This is a genomic window from Type-E symbiont of Plautia stali, assembly GCF_059731115.1.
Genome location: NZ_AP035906.1, coordinates 3,379,622 through 3,394,892 on the forward strand (window position 1 = coordinate 3,379,622; position 15,271 = coordinate 3,394,892).

Sequence of the window (15,271 nt, forward strand, 5' to 3'; positions counted from 1 at the left end):
CACCCCATTCACATCAGGTGTTTTTTGATTTCCACCAGGCAACTCATGGCGTTAGGGCCTTGCGTCAGTGACGAGGTGCCGATATCCAGCGTCAGTACATTGGGGTTACCGGCACGGTCCCACGGCTGCCAGGTGCGGCCGAATCCGGGATCAAACCAGGCGCCAGTGGCGATGATCACCACACCGGGTGTTAAGCCATCAGTGAGACGCACACCGGCCAGCATACGGCCACGTGCGTTACTGACTTCAATCTCATCGCCATCGACGATTTGGCGAGCCTCAGCGTCCTGTGGATGCATATATAAGGTTTCGCGCCCGGCCGTTTTATTCGCTTGCACCGTGGCAGTCGCGTCCATCTGGCTGTGCAGTCGATCTGAGGGCTGAATCGAGATCATATGCAGCGGGAAATCCCCGCTCAGCGGTGAGCCCAACCACTCCTGCGGCTCACGCCACTCGGGATGTCCGGCAAAATCTTCCAGTTGATAATCGGCGATGGTCTGACAGAACAGCTCGATTTTACCACTGGCGGTCTGGATCGGATGGGCCTGCGGGTTAGCACGGAAATCATCCATAAACACATACGGCTTGCCGCCTTCCGGGATCTCAACGAAACCACGCTCCCAGAATTCACCAAACTCCGGGAAGTGGATATCTTTGCGCGCGTGCGCCACCGCACACTGCTGATACAGGTGCTCAATCCACTGCATCTCGTTGCGCCCTTCGGTGAACACCTCGCGGTAGCCGAGGCGATCGGCGATATCCGCAAAGATATCGAAGTCATGGCGCGCCTGATGTTGCGGTTTCACCGCCTGATGCATCGCAAAAACAAAGCGATCGCGTGAAGAGCCGCCGATATCGTTGCGCTCCAGCGTGGTGGTGGCGGGCAGCACGATATCCGCCATCTGTGCCGCTGGCGTCCAGACAATATCCTGCACGATCACGGTATCCGGGCGCTGCCAGCCTTCCACTAAGCGGTTGAGCTGCTGATGGTGGTGGAACGGATTACCGCCCGCCCAGTGCACCAGATGGATATCGGGATAGTGCAGGGTTTCGCCCTGGAAGTTGTAGGGCTGACCAGGGTTGAGCAGCATGTCGCTGATGCGCGCCACCGGAATCGAGAAGTTGCCGGGATTTGGCCCGGTGCTCATCATCGGCGCGGGCCCTTCCTGACGCGGATTACCGACGCTGTTCATCGAACCGTGACCAAAGGAGAAGCCGCCCCCCGGCAAGCCTGGCTGCCCCAGCATCGAGGAGAGCGCAATCATCATCCAGTACGGCTGCTCACCGCGATGGGCACGTTGTACCGAGTAAGAACAGGTGATAAAGCTGCGTTTGCCGATCAACTGCTGTGCCAGCATCGCGATACGCGCCGCCGGAATGCCGGTGATGGCACTCGCCCACGCCGGCGTTTTGGCGATGCCGTCGCTTTCGCCCAGCAGATATTCACGTAACTGCGGCCAGCCGGTGCAATGGCTGGCGAGGAAACTTTCGTCCAGCGCATTGCGGTGCGTAATCTCATAACCGAGCGCCAGCATCAGCGCCACATCGGTGTTGGGACGAATCGGAATCCACTCGGCATTCACAAACGCCGGGCAGTCATCACGCATTGGGCTGATGTTGATGATTGGCGTGCCTTTGGCGCTGAGTTGCTCCAGCGCTGGTTTCAGGCTGTGCTGTCCGGCACCGCCCGACGCCACCTGGGCATTTTTCAGCGCCAGACCACCGAAGGCGATAAAGATGTCGGCATGTTCCACCACGCTCGGCCAGTCGGTGACGCGGCCGGTGAGCGGCATGTAGGTACCAATCACATAGGGCAGGAAGAACTGCGCGGCGCCCCAGCTATAGTTGCCCTGCTGGTCCACCCCGCCGCCGCCCTGGAAGTAGAAACGACGGATCAGGGTGCGCGCATGGTTAACGCGTCCCGCCGATGACCAGCCGTAGGAGCCGTTGAAAATACCCGATGCGCCGTAGCAATCGCGTACGCGGCGATTCTCTTCTGCCACCAGATCCAGTGCGGTATCCCAATCCACGGCGACAAAATCTTCACGTCCACGCAGCGTGCGATCGCTATTCTCACGTGACTTTAGCCATGAACGACGCACCATTGGCTGGCGGATACGCTTATCCGAGTAGACCAGTTCCGGGATGGTGTTGAGCATCGGCGATGGATCGGCGTCAGCAAAAAAGGGTTCACAGCCAATCAGGCGGTCGTTTTCCGTGACGGCAGTAAATGCGCCCCAGTGCGCCAGGTGTGGCACGCGTGTTTTCATGGTTATTGGGTCCGGCAGACAGGTCTGAATCGTGCTGGCAGCATACCATGAGGCGATAGCAGGGCTAAAGCCAGTCTGTGAGCGCCTGATTTTCCGCACTTTTGCGACAGCGCTGGCATTCTCGCGGGTTGCTACAGGTACTGTTTTCCGTAACACTGATGGGATGTGTAAACGTTTTCCCGGATGCAAGTAACCGCATGGCTACCATTAAGGATGTTGCCCGCATGGCCGGGGTATCGGTCGCGACCGTTTCCCGCGTCATCAATAATTCGCCCAAAGCCAGCGAGAGTTCACGTCTCGCCGTGACCCAGGCAATGGAGCAGTTGCAGTATCACCCGAACGCCAATGCACGCGCCCTGGCGCAGCAATCCACCGAAACCCTGGGTCTGGTGGTGGGTGACGTTTCCGACCCGTTTTTTGGCGCGATGGTGAAAGCGGTCGATGAAGTCGCAGGTGCCACCGGCAACTTCCTGCTGATTGGTAACGGTTACCACATTGAGCAAAAAGAGCGTCAGGCGATTGAGCAACTGATGCGTCATCGCTGTGATGCGCTGGTGGTGCACGCCAAGAAAATTCCTGATGCCGACCTGGAAGTGCTGATGAAGCAAGTGCCGGGCATGGTGTTGCTCAACCGACTGCTGAAAGGCTTTGAATCGCGCTGCATCGCGCTGGATGACCGTTACGGTGCCTGGCTGGCAACGCGCCATCTGATTCAGCAAGGTCATACGCAAATCGCCTTTATCTGCTCGACCCACCCTATTTCTGACTCCGAAGACCGCCTGCAAGGTTACTACGACGCGTTGAAAGAGCACGGCTTACCGTCCAACGACCGCTTAGTGGCGTGGGGCGAGCCGGACGAAGTCGGGGGTGAACAAGCGATGACGGAATTGCTGGGGCGCGGTAAGCAGTTCACAGCGGTGGCCTGTTACAACGACTCCATGGCGGCTGGCGCACTGGCGGTGTTGAGTGATAACGGCATTCGCGTGCCGGAAGAGATGTCGCTGATTGGTTTTGATGATGTGCTGGTCTCACGCTATGTGCGTCCACGACTGACCACGGTGCGTTATCCGATTGTCACCATGGCGCAGCAGGCGGCGCAGCTGGCGCTGGCGTTAGCCAACGGCACGGAAATGCCAGAAGTGACCAATATGTTTAGCCCGACGCTGGTGAGAAGGCATTCGGTGAGCGGACCGGGTTGATCTCCAGGTGCGCTTCAATGCGCACCGGGTCACAAATCCTGCGAATAGACCTTCACCCGCACATCCGGGAACTCCAGCGCATCACACTGATACTGCCAGCCAAAGCGCTCGTAGTAGCCGCCGAACGTTGACCACAGCCACAGCTTTTCATGCCCGCGATCGCGGGCATAATTCAACACATGCTGCTGCAGCGCTTCACTCAGGCCATTGCCGCGCGCATGTTTATCCACATACAACGCGGCAATCCACGGATAGAGATCCTGACGGCTGATGAGATCACAGCGCCAGAATCCCACCGTGCCCAACGGCACATCGCCATCCAGCGCCACAAAGGTCACCGGATACTCGGCACCGTTCAGGCTGCTGCGCACAATGCTGTCGTAAAACTCGCGCGACGTCCCCTCGCCAAACGCCTGCCACAGCCAGTCGGTGATATGGCTGGCGTGATGTGGGACTTCACTGAGTGGAACAATGTTGATCACATCAGCTCCAGCGCCAGCAGCTCCTGAATAGTCTGCGCGCGACGAATTTCACGCGGAGCGCCATTCTCAAACAGCACTTCCGGAATCAGCGGACGGCTGTTGTAGTTGGAAGACATCGAAGCGCCGTACGCGCCGGTGTCGTGGAACACCAGATAATCGCCGACCTGCGTCGCAGGCAGCGCACGCGTCTCGACTTTACCGCCCTCAAGCTGGGTAAACACATCACCCGACTCGCACAGCGGCCCCGCCACCACGCTCTCCACCGTTGCATCACTCAATGCACGACCATCAGCTGGCAGCACAGAAATATGGTGATAGCTGCCGTACATCGATGGACGCATCAGATCGCTAAAGCCCGCATCCACCAGCACGAAGTGACGGCTGCCCATATCTTTAACCGCACGCACTTGCGACACCAGCACGCCAGACTCCGCCACCAGGAAACGACCCGGTTCAATCTCCAGTTTCACCGCATGGCCAAGATGCGCCGCAATGCGGTCACGCGCGCCACTCCACAAACCGAAATAGTGCTGGGTATCAATGGCTTCTTCACCGAAGCGATAAGGAATCGACAAACCACCACCGGCTGAAATCGCTTCCAGATCCTGACCAAATTCGATGACCTGATCGACCATCGCGTCACACACCTGCTGCAGGTGGCCGTAATCAACACCGGAACCGATGTGCATATGCAGACCCACTAATTTCAGGCCGTGCTGCTGAATCGCTGCCAGCGCCAGCGGCAGATCGCTATGCCAGATGCCATGCTTGCTGTTCTCGCCACCGGTGTTGGTTTTCTGGCTGTGGCCGTGACCAAAACCCGGGTTGATGCGCAGCCACACTTTATGGCCCGCAGATACCGCGCCAAGCTGATGCAGCATATCCACCGAACCGGCATTGACCGGCACTTTTAACTCCGCGATACGCGCCAGGGTTGGCTGATCGAAGACGTCAGCGGTAAAGACGATATCTTCGCCACCCGGCTGGAAACCGGCGGCCAGGGCGCGCTCAATTTCACCCAGGGAAACGGAATCGACCTTCACGCCTGCGGCACGCATCAGGCGCAGAATGTGAATGTTGGAGCAGGCTTTCTGGGCGAAACGCACCACGTCAAACGCGCTCAGCTGCGCAATACGCTGCTGAATGATGGCGGCATCGTAGGCCCAAAATGGACCGGCATAACGCTGGGCCAGCGGCAGTAAATTGGCGGCGGTCAGGGCCGTTTCGGTGTTGTTCAGTGGACGTGGCATCTCAATTCTCCTGTGTCTTTGCCACTATTTAGCCACAGCAAGACGATTCAGAAAAATATCTGTTTTAGCGTCAGCTATACAAATATGATATGGACTAGCGGAGGAGCTATGGCAAAAATTAACTGGCGGCATATCGAAATTTTCCACGCGGTGATGACCAGCGGCAACCTGACGCAAGCCGCCGCGTTGCTGCACACCTCACAGCCAACGGTCAGCCGTGAGTTGGCGCGGCTGGAGCAGCAGCTGGGTCTGGAACTGTTTGAGCGGGTGCGCGGACGATTGCAGCCCACGGTGCAGGGTTTGCGGTTGTATGAAGAGGTGCAGCGATCCTGGTATGGCTTAGACCGCATCATGGATGCAGCGGAAGGCTTGCGCCAGTTTCGTCAGGGCGAGCTGTCGATTGCCTGTTTGCCGGTGTTCTCGCAGTCACTGCTGCCACCACTGCTGCAACCCTTTCTGCAGCGCTATCCGCAGGTCAGCCTGAACATCATTCCGCAGGAGTCGCCGCTGCTGGAAGAGTGGCTGTCGGCACAGCGCTACGATCTGGGTCTGACCGAAACCCAGCATGCCCCGGCAGGCACCGAGCGCTTACCGCTGCTGACCTGCGATGAAGTGTGCGTGCTGCCGCCCAACCATCCGCTGTGCCAGCGTGAGGTGTTAACTCCGCAGGATTTTCAGGGGGAGAATTACGTCAGCTTGTCACGCAGTGATAGCTATCGTCAGCTGCTGGACTCGCTGTTCCATGAGCAACAGGTGGAGCGCCGTTTAGTGCTGGAAACGCACAGTGCGGCATCGGTATGCGCGATGGTGCGCGCGGGGGTAGGGATTTCGATTGTGAATCCGCTGACGGCGCTCGATTACGCCGACAGCGGTGTGGTGATGCGCAGATTCAGTATCGCGGTGCCGTTCACCGTCAGTCTGGTGCGGCCACAGCATCGCCCGGCGTCAGCGCTGGTTGATCATTTCTGCGACCACCTGCAACAGCAGGTGGCCACCTTTACCCAACGCATTGCCGAGCGTCTGGTTTAAGCGCGTACCGTTTCGCCCTGCCCGCCTGATTTGCGGAAGGTGATCAGACAGATGACCAGACCGACCACCGCCAGTGCAGCGGCGGCGACCGGCACTGACGTCAGCCCGTAGCCTTTATCGATCACCGCGCCGCCTACCCAGGCACCGAGCGCATTACCGACGTTGAACGCCGAGATGTTCAGCGTGGAGACCAGATTAGGTGCGTCTTTACCATGGCGCACCACGTTAATCTGCAAGCCAGGCACGGTAGCAAAGGTCGCCATCGCCCACAGGAACAGCGTGATTTCCGCCAGCCACAGCGCGTGGCTGGTCCAGCTGAACAGCAGCGAGAAGACGGCGATCAGCACAAAGCTGAGGATCAGGCTAAACGAGACTTTCCAGTCGGCCAGCTTGCCGCCGAGGATATTACCGACGGTTAAGCCTGCGCCAATCAGGAACAGCGTCCAGCTCACCCCACGATCGGTGATGCCCGTGACCTGCAACAGCAGCGGCGCGATATAGCTGAACAGCGCAAACATCGCAGCAGCAAAGAACACTGTCATCAGCAGCGACAGCCACAGTTTGCCATTTGCCAGCGCGCTGACTTCACTCGCCAGATGTACCGGTTTCTCTTCTTTGTTGGTTGGCAGACTGACAATCAAAGCGATAAAAGCGAGGATGCCGATGATCGCCACGCCCCAGAAGGTGGCACGCCAGCCAAACATCTGACCAAACCAGGTGCCGAGCGGCACACCCAGCACGTTGGCGAGGGTTAAGCCGGTGAACATCAGCGCCACCGCCGATGCCTGACGGCTCGGTGCCACCAGACTCGCCGCTACTACCGCACCAATCCCGAAGAAGGCCCCGTGACAGAGTGCGGTGACCACGCGCGCCAGCATCAGCAGGTTGTAGGTGTACGCCAGCGCGCACAGCACGTTGCCGATGATGAAGATGATCATCAACAGAATCAGGGTTCGTTTACGCGGCAGCTTCGCCGTCAGCAACGCCATAATCGGTGCACCGATGGCTACGCCCAGTGCATAACCACTGATCAGCCATCCTGCTGAAGGAATCGTTACCTGCAGATCGCCCGCCACTTCCGGCAGTAATCCCATAATCACGAACTCCGTGGTGCCGATGGCGAACGCACTCAGCGCCAGCGCCAGTAATGCAACAGGCATAACACACTCTCCTAAAAATGTTTTGCAGGCAGGCCGCACAACGAACGCCGTGCGGTTACAACGGACGCTTATAGATATTTGAACTGCGTCACATTCTGATTAAAGCACAGGCTTGGCAGCTCAACCAGCCTCTGCGCTGCAAGGCATCTTTGCTTGCAAAGCAATAATCCCCGCGCGCGAAAGTGACTCTGCCTGACCACTGAGACAGATGACACTTTTCACGCTACGCTTGATTCAGTTGTGATCGCTGTCACAGCTCATCAGCTTTTGGCGAGCAATCAAGCAGTAAAGGATGGGCGCGCATTGCCGATACCTCAACCAGTTACGCGGTGATGCGGTGTCAAACAATGCAGGGGGAATGACCTATGCGATGGCTGATCGTACTGACAGTGGGCTGCCTGAGCGGCTGCTCCGTGGGGCACTATGAGTACAGCAAAGAAGCCGCAAAACGCGTCGATATGACCGTGACTGGCATTCCTACCGTGCTGGGCATTGGCGCGCTGGGCACCACCATTCCACTGACACCTGAATACAGCTTAACGGCCGCGCACGTGGCGAAATACTCGATGTATCGGGTGAAAGCCTGGCATCCTGAGTGCGATATCGCCGTGGTGTACCACAAGAACACCGAACCCAATCTTCCCCCACCGTTCCGCAATAGCCATATCGGCGACAACGTCAATCTCTACGGTTACAGCTTTATCTCTGCCATGCCGGTGGCCTCAAGCGGCAAGAATTTGATCAACACCACACTGGCCAACGACTGGAATAAACCGAGTTGTGTGGTGGTCGCGGCGAATGCCGGTGTAGTGAAAGGCATGTCGGGTGGTGCGGTGTACAACGCCAGCGATGATACGCTGGCGGGGGTAATTGTCGGCTACAGCAGCGCGATTGACGACAATAAAAGCGGTAAGACCTTGTATAAGGATGTGGCGCTGTATGTGCCTTACGCACGTTTTCAGGTGTGGCTGGATCAGGTCGTGAAATCGTAATTACGCTGGCACCCAGGCCCCTTTCAGCTGCACCTGCGGGAAGCCGGCAGTCAGAATACGCAGTTCGGCATCACGCGGGGTGTTGTCGCCCTGCCCCTGAATGCTGACGATATCCTGTGGGCAGGCGGAGAATGCCACGTAGCAATCCATCTCAGCGCGCAGCACAATGTAGTCACCGGGCTTTGTCACCACCGGCAGCGTTTTCAGAGTAATGCCGTCCGGCTGCACCTGAATATTCATAAAAATATTCAGAGACGCCAGATTACCGTGCGGCAGTTCAACACCTAACTCGCGCATGCCCTCAAACAGGTTATCATGGCAGTTGCGGTGATACTCGGTGCAGCCCAGCAGCTCATAACGACGCGCATCGCAGGCCGCCATAAAGGAATCATGCACGCCGGGTGAGGTATCCGCCACCAGGGTCAGAATCGGGTGGCGCTGGCTGGTGATAAAGCTGTCACCGACTTTGGGATTAAGACGCTGGTTCCACACGCGCGTCGCTTCCATACACATATATTCACTGACGTCTTCGGCGTTGTACGCCCAGCAATCCACTACCTGAGTGCCATGCAGATTGATCACCTGCACCGCTTCCCCTTTCTTCAGACGCACCGCTTTGCCGTAGCGCGCGGGAATGGTGATCGCTTCACGATGCTGATATTTAGCTGACATAGTGTTCTCCTGATTAATGCTGCATGCCGCGACGATAGCGCGTCATGCGAGATTCAAGGCCGCGTGCCAACCAGTCGATCAGACTGTTGAGCAGCCAGTAACAAAGCGCCACCGTGAGATAGATCTCCAGCGGCGCGTAGGTATCTGAAATCGCCTGTTTGGCGGCGTACATAAACTCCTGCACCGAGACAATCGACAGCAGCGCCGAGTCTTTAATCAAACCAATCATCAGACCGACCAGCGGCGACAGCATCTGCGGCAGGGTTTGCGGCAACACCACATCGCGCAGCTGTTCGCTGCGGCTCAAACCCAGCACGCGGCAAGCTTCCCACTGCCCCTTCGGCAATGCCTCTATTGCCGCACGAATAACCTGTGCGATATAGGGCGCGTAATAGAGCGTCAGGGCCAGCACACCCACCACCGGCGATGACAGCGTGATGTCGTACTCCGGCAGCACAAAATAGAGCAGGTAGATCACCACCAGCAGCGGCAACGCGAGGGTTAATCCGCTGTAAAGATTGAGTAAACGCAACCAGAACGGTGAGGCGCGCATTAGCAGTAATGCCATCAGCCCGCCCCACGCCAGCGAACAGAGTGCGGCGACAATGCACAGTTGCAGCGTGGCGATCATGCCGTCTCCCAGCGAAGGCAGGGAAGTGAGAATGGCTTGCCAATCCATCAGGCGATCCTCCGTTTGGCTTCCAGACGTCTTGCGGCGGCAATCAGCGGCATGGCGATCAGCAGATATCCCGCCGCCACCAGTAACAGCACTTGCGTGGCTTCGTAGGTGCGCGCAATCACAATCTGTCCGGCATAGGTCAATTCGGTCAGCGCCACCACCGAGGCCAGCGGCGTGGTTTTCAGCAGGATGGTGAACTCGTTAACCAGCATCGGCAGGCTGGCACGCATCACCTGCGGATTGATCACATACCACCAGGTTAAGAAGCGGCTGAGCCCCAACGTGCGTGCAGCTTCGAGCTGACCGCGCGTCACCAGTGAACGATTGACGCGCAAAATCTCTGCCACGTAAGCACCGCTGTTAAGGCCGATGGCAATCACCGCGGCCAGCATTGGCTGACCGCCCAATCCCAAGCGCGGTAAGGTGAAAAACACCACGAACAGTTGCACGATGGCCGGTGTACCGCGCATCAGGCTAACGTACAGCCGCCCGATGGCACGCCAGATCCAGGCGCGGCGCAGTTGCAGGAAGCAGCCAAGCTGCCCCATCACCACGCTGACCAATGACGCCAGTACCGTGAGTATTAACGTCATCAGCAGGCCGTGTCCGAGTTCCGGCAGCGCGGCCACTACCTGTTGATCCAGCCCCATGCGTTACTCCGCGTTAAAATCGTGCAGGTTTTCCGCAACCGACAGCAACAGCGGTGCCGGTTGATCGTTGCCCTCGATGCCGGTGTTGCAGGCCGAGACGATAAACTGCGTGTCCATCACCACGCGACAGGTGATGCTGTCGCCTGCTTTGGTGAGGTTCGGCTCCGGCAGGATGTCGCCGGCCCGCGTCAATTTGACGTGCATAAACAGGTTGATCGGGTCCGGCAGCTTCGGCACTTCCATGCCCAGGCGCGCCAGCTCGCCGCTCACCGCTTCCAAACAACCTTCACCTTGATAGCCTTTTTCCGTCAGGAAGGCGCGGGTAGAGGCAGGCAGCAGCAGGTCGTGACGCTTCACGCCGTCTTTGCCCAGCACCATCATCGGACGGCGGCGGTTGTTCACCAGACGCATACCAGAACCCAGCAGATAGCTGTTGCTGAAGACGCGAGTGTGATGCACCGACAGCCACACAGCAGGATCGGCGAGGCTAAAACCAAACAGGGAAGCCACCGCGCCGTCGCCCTGCGCCGTGATGCGCAGCAACTGGCCGCGCAGCACCTTAATCGACCCGACGCTGCCCGGTTCCACCGTGACCGACTGCGCCAGCGTGCGCTCAGCGGTCTCTTCATAACTTTCACGCATTAACAGCATGATTCATCTCCTCTGCGTGAAACACGTCACTCACCACGATATCAATCGGCGTGACCTGCAAACCGTTACCGGGAATGATGTCCTGCGGGCAGGACGATACCGAACAAATCAAATCGCACAGCGCTTCGAAGGTAATGCTGTCGCCCGCTTTGCTGTTGGGATCGGTCACTTCCATTCGGCCATCGGCGGTCACCGGACCGTTCTGGAACAGGTTGAACGGCTCAGGCAGCGAGAAGTACGTCACGCCAAAGGCTTTCATGCCCTCCAGCAGGTTGTCCACGCAGTTGCGATGGCCTTCAACGCCGAAATCGACGCTGAAGCGGGTACGATCGCAGGCTGGCACGTTGGCATCGTGGATGCCGATGCTGTCCGCCAGAATGCGCAGCATCGGACGGTTTTCACTCGACCACAGTGCATCGCCGGGCTTAAAGAACAGCGAGCGTAGATGCTGGCGGGTATGCACCGGCGACAGCTTTTCGTTTAAATTATCGGCGTTAACGGCGACGAAATCCGCCGCCTGCTGCCCTTCACTGTCAATCACGGTAATAAACTGGCCCTTACGCACGCGGAAGGTTTTGCCATGGCCCGCAGGCACCGTCAGGTTGCACTGGCACATAATTACTCCTGAGGAATGAAATCGCTGGCGGGCACGGTAAAGGTGGTGCCGAGATACTGCTGCTGCAGTTTGGTCAGCTCGCCATCTTTCTGCATTGCCAGAATGTGGTCGCTGATGGCTTTGTTCAGGCTGCCGTCTTCTTTACGTGTCGCCCAGCCCATCCATTGCGATGGACCGACTTCACCCACCTGCGCCACTTTTCCGGCGTATTTTTTCGCGACCGGGGCCAGCACGGAGATGTCGTCGTAAACGAAGTCAGCGCGTTTGGTCATCAAAGTGCTGACGGTCTGATCCAGCGAATCCACGTTGATGATGGTGATCGGTTTTTTACCCTCCTTTTTCAGCTGCTCGTTAAAGCCTTTCAGCAACTGCTCTGGCACGCTGGCGGTTTTTACCGCGCCACGCAGACCAGACAGGCTTTCCGGGCTGAGCGTTTTGCCGCTGAAGGTGCTGGCTTCACTTTCACGTACCAGCACGCCGTTTACGGTTTTGCTGTAAGGCACGGTGAACAGCACTTTCTTCGCGCGCTCGGCGGTGACGTTAAGAGAAGAACCTTCGGCGTTGAACGAGCCAGAGATCAGGCCCGGCAAAATGCCGCTGAAGGCGGTTTTCTGAAACTCCAGTTTCACACCGAGATCTTTGGCGAAGGATTGCATGATCGCCACGCTATAGCCGGTGATATCGCCTTTGTCGTCGGTGTATTCGTATGGAGGAAAGGTTGGATCGATACCAACGGTAATTTTGCCGCTGCTTTTGATGTCACTCAGGGTATCGGCTTGCGCCTGCGCCATGGTGCCAACGGTGAGAAGAGCGGCGATCAGCAGTGCTGTTTTTTTCATTGTGGTGTTTCCCTGGTGTTGGTGAAATGTCTTTTTCTACTGAGCATATTTTGTGCCAGTTTTTTCACCACCCAGCTAATACCTTTGGGGTAAAGAGGGTATTACTGAATAAAATCAGTGAGAAACATTTGTTTCTTTATTTTAAATGTTAGTTTCTCAGGTTTCATAGACGCGAAAATGGACTGCGAGGATGAGACGATAGTTGCACTTTTTTGGTGCGAATACTGGCGCACGGCGCGCCAGAATGGGGCGTTATTCCAGTTCGTCGAGGGATTGGTGCAAGGCTTCAACCTGCGCCAGATAATCATTGCTGGTTTTGCCCATTTGCCGGGCCACCAGTGAGCAGAGCAGATTGCATACGCCGGAGAGCGCGGCGGTGCTGTCGAACATCAGGCTGCTGTCGGTATGGCAGCGCACCACCCACTGCGCGTGACGCGCTGGTTTGCCGGAGAGCACATCGGCGATATACAACATCGGCACGTTGCGTTCTGCCAGCGCATTCATCGCCGCTTCCAGCGCAGGCATACGGCGACGCAATCCAACGCAGATCACCACATCCTGCTGATTCAGCGCCGCCAGATGCTCCGCAAGCGAATCGCCGGGACGCGGCAGCAAACGCACGTCAGGATGGATATGCACCAGATCGCGGTAAATCAGCTGGGCAATGGTCTGGCTGTGACGCCAGCCCATCACCACCACGCGGCGTGATTGGGCAATGGCGCTCACCGCCTGCTGCAGCTGTTCACTGTCGAGCGTGCGATAGCTGTTGACCAGATTAGCGATCTCTTTTTCCAGGTGCTGCTGCATGATGCTGGCCAGCGGTGATGCGGTTGGTACGGCCTGCAAATAGAGCGGTGAGCCGCTGCTCTGCATCTCACGCGCCTGCCGACGCGCGGCTTCATAGTTTTCGTAACCGAGATGACGGAAAAAACGCGTGGTGGTGGCTTTGGAAACGCCCGCGCTCTGTGCCAGTTCGGTGGCGGTATTCATCGCCAGCTGGCCGGGTGCCGCCAGCAGCACGTCAGCCAGTCTCTGCTCGTGGCTGGAGAGTTGATCCCAGTGCTGTTGAATCCGGCCCTCTAACGTTGCCGCTTTTGCACTCATGGTGATTCCCTGAAAATAAAAAAACTATCCTGCACAGAGCGTGCCGGGTTGTCATCAGGAATTTTGCCAGGGGAATAGAAATGAAAAAGGCCGCCATAATGGCGACCTCTAAGGCTTATGGCAAAGTGCGCGGATTTATGCGCACCGATTTGCCTTACTTGCTGGTTGGACGCAGTGCCGGGAACAGGATCACGTCACGGATGGTATGGCTGTTGGTGAACAGCATTACCATACGGTCGATACCAATGCCGAGACCTGCGGTTGGCGGCAGGCCGTGCTCCAGTGCAGTGACGTAGTCTTCGTCATAGAACATCGCTTCGTCATCGCCTGCATCCTTCGCGTTAACCTGCTGCAGGAAACGCTCTGCCTGATCTTCTGCATCGTTCAGCTCGGAGAAGCCGTTACCGATTTCACGACCGCCGATGAAGAACTCAAAGCGGTCAGTGATTTCCGGGTTCTCGTCGTTACGACGTGCCAGCGGTGACACTTCAGCCGGGTATTCAGTGATGAAGGTTGGCTGAATCAGGTGTGCTTCTGCGGTCTCTTCGAAGATCTCAGTGACCACACGGCCCAGACCCCAGCTCTTTTCCACTTTGATGTGCAGCGATTTGGCAATCGCAACGGCTTTATCAAAGTCTTCCAGATCGTTCAGGTCGGTTTCCGGACGGTATTTCTTGATCGCTTCACGCATAGTGAGCTTCTCAAACGGTTTACCGAAATCGAAGGTGTGGTCACCATAAGGCACTTCAGTGGTGCCCAGCACATCCTGCGCCAGGGTGCGGAACAGGCTTTCGGTCAGCTCGATCAAATCTTTGTAATCCGCATACGCCATATAGAGTTCCATCATGGTGAACTCTGGGTTATGACGTGGCGAAATACCTTCGTTACGGAAGTTACGGTTGATCTCAAATACGCGATCGAAGCCGCCCACCACCAGACGCTTCAGATACAGCTCTGGTGCAATACGCAGGTACATGTCGATGTCGAGCGCATTGTGATGGGTGATGAACGGGCGGGCTGACGCGCCGCCAGGGATCACCTGCATCATTGGGGTTTCCACTTCCATAAAGTCGCGGTTAACCATGAACTGACGGATGCCGGCCATGATTTTAGAGCGCACTTTGAAAGTATTACGTGATTCATCGTTAGAGATCAGATCGAGATAACGCTGACGGTAACGGGTTTCCTGATCGGCCAGGCCGTGGAATTTATCCGGCAGTGGACGCAGCGCTTTGGTCAGCAGACGCAGTTCAGTGATGTGGATCGACAGCTCGCCGGTTTTGGTCTTGAACAACTTACCGCGTGCGCCAAGGATATCGCCCAGATCCCACTTTTTGAACTGCTCGTTGTAGACGCCTTCTGGCAGATCGTCACGTGATACGTAGATCTGAATCTGGCCGCCAACATCCTGCAGGGTGGCAAAAGAGGCTTTACCCATGATGCGACGGGTCATCATACGACCGGCCACGCTCACTTCAACGCCGAGCGCTTCCAGCTCTTCGTTCTCTTTCGCGTCATAGCTGGCGTGCAGCAGATCGGAGGTAGTATCGCGACGGAAATCGTTAGGAAACGCGATGCCCTTTTCACGCAGCGCGCTGAGTTTTTCGCGACGCGCTTTCAGTTCGTTGTTTAACTCAAGGGCTGCATCAGCGCTCTGCGGTTGTTGTTCAGACATGTC

The 15,271-nt window shown here is 57.2% G+C and carries 15 protein-coding genes; 3 read left to right on the forward strand and 12 right to left on the reverse strand.

What is annotated here, in order from left to right; genetic code table 11:
* Positions 1 to 8: 8 nt before the first annotated feature.
* Positions 9 to 2,270, reverse strand: a complete 2,262-nt coding sequence (locus AC6I8L_RS15515) for a molybdopterin-dependent oxidoreductase (RefSeq protein WP_058961819.1) — start codon at positions 2,268 to 2,270, stop codon at positions 9 to 11.
* Positions 2,271 to 2,467: 197 nt separating this feature from the next.
* Between AC6I8L_RS15515 and galR the strand changes: the two genes are divergently transcribed.
* Positions 2,468 to 3,469, forward strand: a complete 1,002-nt coding sequence (galR, locus tag AC6I8L_RS15520) for an HTH-type transcriptional regulator GalR (RefSeq protein WP_034823157.1) — start codon at positions 2,468 to 2,470, stop codon at positions 3,467 to 3,469.
* Positions 3,470 to 3,498: 29 nt separating this feature from the next.
* On the opposite strand, the gene AC6I8L_RS15525 is transcribed toward galR, so the two are convergent.
* Both AC6I8L_RS15525 and lysA read right to left on the reverse strand, forming a co-directional pair.
* Positions 3,499 to 3,948, reverse strand: a complete 450-nt coding sequence (locus tag AC6I8L_RS15525) for a GNAT family N-acetyltransferase (RefSeq protein WP_072226604.1) — start codon at positions 3,946 to 3,948, stop codon at positions 3,499 to 3,501.
* Positions 3,948 to 5,201, reverse strand: a complete 1,254-nt coding sequence (gene lysA, locus AC6I8L_RS15530) for a diaminopimelate decarboxylase (RefSeq protein ID WP_034823160.1) — start codon at positions 5,199 to 5,201, stop codon at positions 3,948 to 3,950. The genes AC6I8L_RS15525 and lysA overlap by 1 nt, the downstream gene beginning before the upstream one ends.
* Positions 5,202 to 5,309: 108 nt before the next feature.
* Here lysA and AC6I8L_RS15535 point away from each other — a divergent pair, with 108 nt between their 5' ends.
* Complete coding sequence (locus AC6I8L_RS15535) at positions 5,310 to 6,230, forward strand: LysR family transcriptional regulator (protein WP_058961821.1); 921 nt, start codon at positions 5,310 to 5,312, stop codon at positions 6,228 to 6,230.
* Here AC6I8L_RS15535 and AC6I8L_RS15540 read toward each other — a convergent pair.
* Positions 6,227 to 7,390 carry an MFS transporter gene (locus AC6I8L_RS15540; RefSeq protein ID WP_058961822.1) on the reverse strand — a complete coding sequence of 388 codons (1,164 nt, stop codon included), beginning with the start codon at positions 7,388 to 7,390 and terminating at the stop codon, positions 6,227 to 6,229. The genes AC6I8L_RS15535 and AC6I8L_RS15540 overlap by 4 nt on opposite strands.
* Before the next feature lie 365 nt (positions 7,391 to 7,755).
* Between AC6I8L_RS15540 and AC6I8L_RS15545 the strand changes: the two genes are divergently transcribed.
* Positions 7,756 to 8,382 carry a hypothetical protein gene (locus AC6I8L_RS15545; RefSeq protein ID WP_058961823.1) on the forward strand — a complete coding sequence of 209 codons (627 nt, stop codon included), beginning with the start codon at positions 7,756 to 7,758 and terminating at the stop codon, positions 8,380 to 8,382.
* Here the strand turns inward: AC6I8L_RS15545 and AC6I8L_RS15550 are convergent, their stop codons facing one another.
* From AC6I8L_RS15550 to lysS, 8 genes are all read right to left on the reverse strand, one after another.
* Entirely contained in the window at positions 8,383 to 9,054 is a 672-nt protein-coding gene (locus tag AC6I8L_RS15550; RefSeq protein WP_058961824.1) for a DUF1989 domain-containing protein, read from the reverse strand.
* A gap of 13 nt (positions 9,055 to 9,067) precedes the next feature.
* Entirely contained in the window at positions 9,068 to 9,733 is a 666-nt protein-coding gene (locus AC6I8L_RS15555; RefSeq protein WP_034823167.1) for an amino acid ABC transporter permease, read from the reverse strand.
* On the reverse strand, positions 9,733 to 10,383 hold the full coding sequence (locus tag AC6I8L_RS15560) for an amino acid ABC transporter permease (protein WP_058961825.1): 651 nt from the start codon (positions 10,381 to 10,383) through the stop codon (positions 9,733 to 9,735). Before AC6I8L_RS15560 ends, AC6I8L_RS15555 begins: the two co-directional genes overlap by 1 nt.
* A 3-nt stretch (positions 10,384 to 10,386) precedes the next feature.
* Positions 10,387 to 11,034 (reverse strand): urea carboxylase-associated family protein, encoded by a 648-nt coding sequence (locus AC6I8L_RS15565; RefSeq protein WP_058961826.1) that lies wholly within the window; start codon positions 11,032 to 11,034, stop codon positions 10,387 to 10,389.
* Positions 11,018 to 11,650 carry a DUF1989 domain-containing protein gene (locus AC6I8L_RS15570; RefSeq protein WP_058961827.1) on the reverse strand — a complete coding sequence of 211 codons (633 nt, stop codon included), beginning with the start codon at positions 11,648 to 11,650 and terminating at the stop codon, positions 11,018 to 11,020. The genes AC6I8L_RS15565 and AC6I8L_RS15570 overlap by 17 nt, the downstream gene beginning before the upstream one ends.
* A 2-nt stretch (positions 11,651 to 11,652) precedes the next feature.
* Entirely contained in the window at positions 11,653 to 12,489 is an 837-nt protein-coding gene (locus tag AC6I8L_RS15575; RefSeq protein ID WP_097118016.1) for a transporter substrate-binding domain-containing protein, read from the reverse strand.
* 252 nt (positions 12,490 to 12,741) lie between these two features.
* Positions 12,742 to 13,593 carry a MurR/RpiR family transcriptional regulator gene (locus tag AC6I8L_RS15580; RefSeq protein ID WP_058961829.1) on the reverse strand — a complete coding sequence of 284 codons (852 nt, stop codon included), beginning with the start codon at positions 13,591 to 13,593 and terminating at the stop codon, positions 12,742 to 12,744.
* A gap of 154 nt (positions 13,594 to 13,747) precedes the next feature.
* Complete coding sequence (gene lysS / locus AC6I8L_RS15585; protein ID WP_058961830.1) at positions 13,748 to 15,268, reverse strand: lysine--tRNA ligase; 1,521 nt, start codon at positions 15,266 to 15,268, stop codon at positions 13,748 to 13,750.
* Positions 15,269 to 15,271: the final 3 nt, after the last annotated feature.

Bases quoted from the DNA above. Each gene is read 5' to 3' on its own strand.
- AC6I8L_RS15565 (WP_058961826.1), bottom strand. From the start codon at position 11,034: ATGCTGTTAATGCGTGAAAGTTATGAAGAGACCGCTGAGCGCACGCTG.
- AC6I8L_RS15570 (WP_058961827.1), bottom strand. From the start codon at position 11,650: ATGTGCCAGTGCAACCTGACGGTGCCTGCGGGCCATGGCAAAACCTTC.
- AC6I8L_RS15580 (WP_058961829.1), bottom strand. From the start codon at position 13,593: ATGAGTGCAAAAGCGGCAACGTTAGAGGGCCGGATTCAACAGCACTGG.
- AC6I8L_RS15540 (WP_058961822.1), bottom strand. From the start codon at position 7,390: ATGCCTGTTGCATTACTGGCGCTGGCGCTGAGTGCGTTCGCCATCGGC.
- AC6I8L_RS15575 (WP_097118016.1), bottom strand. From the start codon at position 12,489: ATGAAAAAAACAGCACTGCTGATCGCCGCTCTTCTCACCGTTGGCACC.
- AC6I8L_RS15545 (WP_058961823.1), top strand. From the start codon at position 7,756: ATGCGATGGCTGATCGTACTGACAGTGGGCTGCCTGAGCGGCTGCTCC.
- AC6I8L_RS15560 (WP_058961825.1), bottom strand. From the start codon at position 10,383: ATGGGGCTGGATCAACAGGTAGTGGCCGCGCTGCCGGAACTCGGACAC.
- lysS (WP_058961830.1), bottom strand. From the start codon at position 15,268: ATGTCTGAACAACAACCGCAGAGCGCTGATGCAGCCCTTGAGTTAAAC.
- AC6I8L_RS15515 (WP_058961819.1), bottom strand. From the start codon at position 2,270: ATGAAAACACGCGTGCCACACCTGGCGCACTGGGGCGCATTTACTGCC.
- AC6I8L_RS15555 (WP_034823167.1), bottom strand. From the start codon at position 9,733: ATGGATTGGCAAGCCATTCTCACTTCCCTGCCTTCGCTGGGAGACGGC.
- AC6I8L_RS15550 (WP_058961824.1), bottom strand. From the start codon at position 9,054: ATGTCAGCTAAATATCAGCATCGTGAAGCGATCACCATTCCCGCGCGC.
- lysA (WP_034823160.1), bottom strand. From the start codon at position 5,201: ATGCCACGTCCACTGAACAACACCGAAACGGCCCTGACCGCCGCCAAT.
- galR (WP_034823157.1), top strand. From the start codon at position 2,468: ATGGCTACCATTAAGGATGTTGCCCGCATGGCCGGGGTATCGGTCGCG.
- AC6I8L_RS15535 (WP_058961821.1), top strand. From the start codon at position 5,310: ATGGCAAAAATTAACTGGCGGCATATCGAAATTTTCCACGCGGTGATG.